Source organism: Demequina sp., from assembly GCF_024642165.1.
Taxonomy (GTDB): domain Bacteria; phylum Actinomycetota; class Actinomycetes; order Actinomycetales; family Demequinaceae; genus Demequina.
This window is the reverse complement of sequence record NZ_JAHEBP010000158.1, coordinates 1-3,635: the sequence shown is the minus strand read 5'-3', so window position 1 is coordinate 3,635 and position 3,635 is coordinate 1. Positions and strand designations below refer to the sequence as shown.

The following is a 3,635-nucleotide window of genomic DNA, read 5'->3' as shown; positions in this document are numbered from 1 at the left end:
CTGTTCCACGCGCTGCGCGGCGAGGGCGTGGCGCTCCCTCCGAGCGCCTACGAGGCGTGGTTCGTCTCGGCCGCGCACACGGCGGCGGACGTCGAGCACATCGTCGCCGCGGTCGCGCGGTGGGCGGATCGCGAGCGGGCCTAACGAGCCGAATTTGCATCGTCCCTGATAGATAGCGCATTTCACGCCGCCGTCCGGCGTCGGTGAGCGCCCTCACGGCCCCGCGCCTCCCGAGGTGAGAAGAAGTTCTTCCACACTTCACACTGCGCGTGGTCGCCCGAAACCTCCCGCCCGTACCTTCGGGACTGTCCGCATCGCATCGAGGTTCCCCGCCTCGATCGGACACCAGTCCTGGGAGGGGCAATGACCATCAACGAAAAGACCGGGCTCGACTCCGTCGAGCCCGGCGTCATCGGCAAGGGGAGGTGGATCGAGCGCTGGGAGCCCGAGAACGAGCTGTTCTGGGAGGCGAAGGGCAAGGCGATCGCCTTCCGCAACCTCGTCTTCTCGATCGTCGCCGAGCACATCGGCTTCTCCGTCTGGCTGCTGTGGTCGATCGTGGTCGTCAAGATGTACGGCACGTTCGATGACTCGGGCGCGCTGGTCGCTGCGGGCTCCAACGGCTGGGCGCTGACCGCCGGCCAGGGCTTCACCATCCTTGCCGTCGCGTCCGGCGTGGGTGCGTTCCTGCGGGTGCCCTACACGTTCGCGGTGCCGATCTTCGGCGGCCGCAACTGGACGGTCATCAGCGCGCTGCTGCTGCTGGTCCCCACGCTCGGCCTCGCCTGGGTGGTGAGCCACCCCGAGACGTCCTTCACCGTGCTGCTGCTGGTCGCAGCCACCGCCGGCTTCGGCGGCGGCAACTTCGCCTCGTCGATGTCGAACATCACCTACTTCTACCCGGAGAAGGAGAAGGGCTGGGCCCTGGGCCTCAACGCCGCGGGCGGCAACATCGGCGTGGCCGTCGCACAGAAGGTCGTCCCGATCGCCATCGGACTCGGCGGCCTGGGCCTCGCGAACGCCGGACTCGTCTACGTTCCTCTCGCCGTGGCTGCGGCCATTCTCGCGTTCCTGTTCATGGACAACCTGCGCGAGGCGAAGGCGGACCCGAAGCCCACCGCGAAGTCGCTCACGCACGGCCACACCTGGCTCATGGCGTTCCTGTACATCGGCACGTTCGGCTCGTTCATCGGCTACTCGGCCGCGTTCCCCACGCTGCTCAAGGTGGTCTTCGAGCGCGGCGACATCGCGCTCAGCTGGGGCTTCCTGGGCGCCTTCATCGGCTCGATCTCCCGCCCCTACGGCGGCAAGCTGGCGGACCGCGTGGGCGGCTCCATCGTCACGCTCGGCGCCTTCATCGCCATGGCCGTCGCCGGTTACACGGCGGTGCTCGGCGTGCAGCAGAAGTCGCTGCTCATCTTCTTCGTCAGCTTCATGGCGCTGTTCGCCTTCACGGGCATCGGCAACGGGTCCACGTACCGGATGATCCCCTCGATCTTCAGCCGCCTCCACGCGGACAAGGGCGAGGCCACCGATGAGAGCCGGCTGGACTTCAAGCGTCGCTCGGCCGGCGCGGTGGGAATCATCTCCGCCGTGGGTGCCTTCGGCGGCTTCGCGATCCCGTTCGTCTACAAGTGGGCGAAGGAGACCTCGGGAACCATCGTCCCGGCGCTGCAGATCTACATCGGGGTGTTCCTGCTCATGGCGGTCCTCACGTGGGTGTTCTACCTGCGCAAGGGCGCCCGGATGCAGAACGTCTGACCATGACCCACCTCGAGGTCGGCGCGGTGCCGCCGGAGCCCCACGGCTCCGGCGGCACCGTCGCGACCCACTGCCCGTACTGCGCGCTCCAGTGCGCGCAGACCCTCGAGCGCACGCCGGGCGAGCGACTCCCCGTGCTCGTGACGGGGCGGGAGTTCCCCACCAACCGCGGCGGCCTGTGCCAGAAGGGCTGGACCTCGGCCGAGGTGCTGCGGGCCGCGGATCGCATCACCACGCCGCTGCTGCGCACCGCCGACGGCGGCTTCCGCGAGGCGTCCTGGGACGAGGCGCTGGATCTGGTGGCCACCCGAGTGCGCCGGCTCCAGGCGGAGTCGGGGGACGATGCGGTGGCCGTGTTCGGCGGCGGCGGCCTCACCAACGAGAAGGCCTATGCGCTGGGCAAGTTCGCGCGGCTCGCGCTGCGCACGCCGCTCATCGACTACAACGGTCGCTTCTGCATGTCCTCGGCCGCCGCGGCCTCGAACCGCGCGCTGGGGATGGACCGTGGGCTCGCGTTCCCCCTCGCGGACCTTGCCGGCGCGGATGCGGTCCTGGTGCTCGGCTCGAACATGGGCGTGACCATGCCGCCCTTCGTCCAGCACCTGGCGGGGGTGCGCGAGCGCGGCGGACTCGTGGTGGTGGATCCTCGCGAGACCGTCACCGCGAAGCTCACCCACGGCGGCGCGGGCATCCACATGGCACCGGTGCCGGGTTCGGACATGGTGGTGCTGCTCGCGCTGCTGCACATCGTGCTCGCCGAGGGCCTGGCCGATCTGGACTACCTGGCCGCGCGCGTCAACGGCCTCGACGACGTCCGCCGCTCCGTCGCCGCGTGGTGGCCCGAGCGCGCGGAGGCAGAGACCGGCGTGCCCGCGGACACCCTGCGTGCGGTGGCGCGCACCCTCGCGGACGCGTCGCCCTCGCGCGGCGGCCGCGGCGCCTATGTCCTCACGGGCCGCGGGGTCGAGCAGATGTCGCAGGGGACCGCGTGCGTGAACGCTGCCATCAACCTCGCGCTCGCGCTCGGGCTGATCGGCCGCGTCGGGTCCGGGTTCGGCCCGGTGACCGGCCAGGGCAACGGGCAGGGTGGGCGAGAGCACGGCCAGAAGTCCGATCAGCTGCCGGGCTACCGGCTGATCACGGATCCCGCGGCTCGCGCGCACGTCGCGGCGGTGTGGGGCGTGGATCCCGCCGTCATCCCCGGGCCCGGCGTCCCCGCCGTCCAGCTGCTCACGTCCCTCGGCACGCCGGGCGGTCCGCGCGCCCTGCTGGTCCACGGCAGCAACGTGGTGGTCTCGGCGCCCAACTCCACGGTGGTGGAGGAGCGCCTGCGCGCGCTCGATCTGCTCGTGGTGTGCGATCTGGTGCCGTCCGAGACCGCGCTGCTGGCGGACGTCATCCTGCCCGTGACGCAGTGGGCGGAGGAGGACGGCACCATGACCAACCTCGAGGGCCGCATCATCCGGCGTCGCGCCGCCGTGGCCGCCCCCGGCCAGGCCCGCAGCGAGCTGTGGATCCTGCGCGAGCTCGCGGCCCGGTTGGGCTGCGACGCGATGTTCAGCGACGATGCCGAGACCATGTTCGACGAGATGGCGCGTGCCTCCGCGGGCGGCAAGGCCGACTACAGCGGCATCACCTACGACCGCCTCGACGCGGGCGAGGAGCTGTTCTGGCCCGTCCCGGGTCCCGGCCACCCGGGCACGCCCCGGCCGTTCCTTGAGCGCTTCCCGACCCCGGACGGCCGCGCCGTCATGCATCCCGTCGCGCACCACGGTCCGGCCGACGACGTGCGCCCCGGCGCCACCACGTACCTGGTCACCGGGCGCGTGCTTCAGCACTATCAGTCCGGGGCGCAGACGCGCCGCGTCGCCGAG

The 3,635-nt window shown here is 71.1% G+C and carries 2 protein-coding genes; both read left to right on the top strand.

Annotation, left to right across the window (positions count from 1 at the left end; translation table 11 throughout):
• Positions 1–363: 363 nt before the first annotated feature.
• Positions 364–1,761: a nitrate/nitrite transporter gene (locus Q0L54_RS10820; RefSeq protein ID WP_296668013.1), complete on the top strand. Its 1,398-nt coding sequence runs from the start codon at positions 364–366 to the stop codon at positions 1,759–1,761.
• 2 nt (positions 1,762–1,763) lie between these two features.
• The coding region (locus tag Q0L54_RS10815) for a molybdopterin-dependent oxidoreductase (RefSeq protein ID WP_296668011.1) at positions 1,764–3,635 on the top strand (1,872 nt) is incomplete at its 3' end.

What these genes read in the sequence shown, in the direction of transcription:
- Q0L54_RS10820 (WP_296668013.1), top strand. Translation starts at nt 364, where the DNA reads ATGACCATCAACGAAAAGACCGGGCTCGACTCCGTCGAGCCCGGCGTC.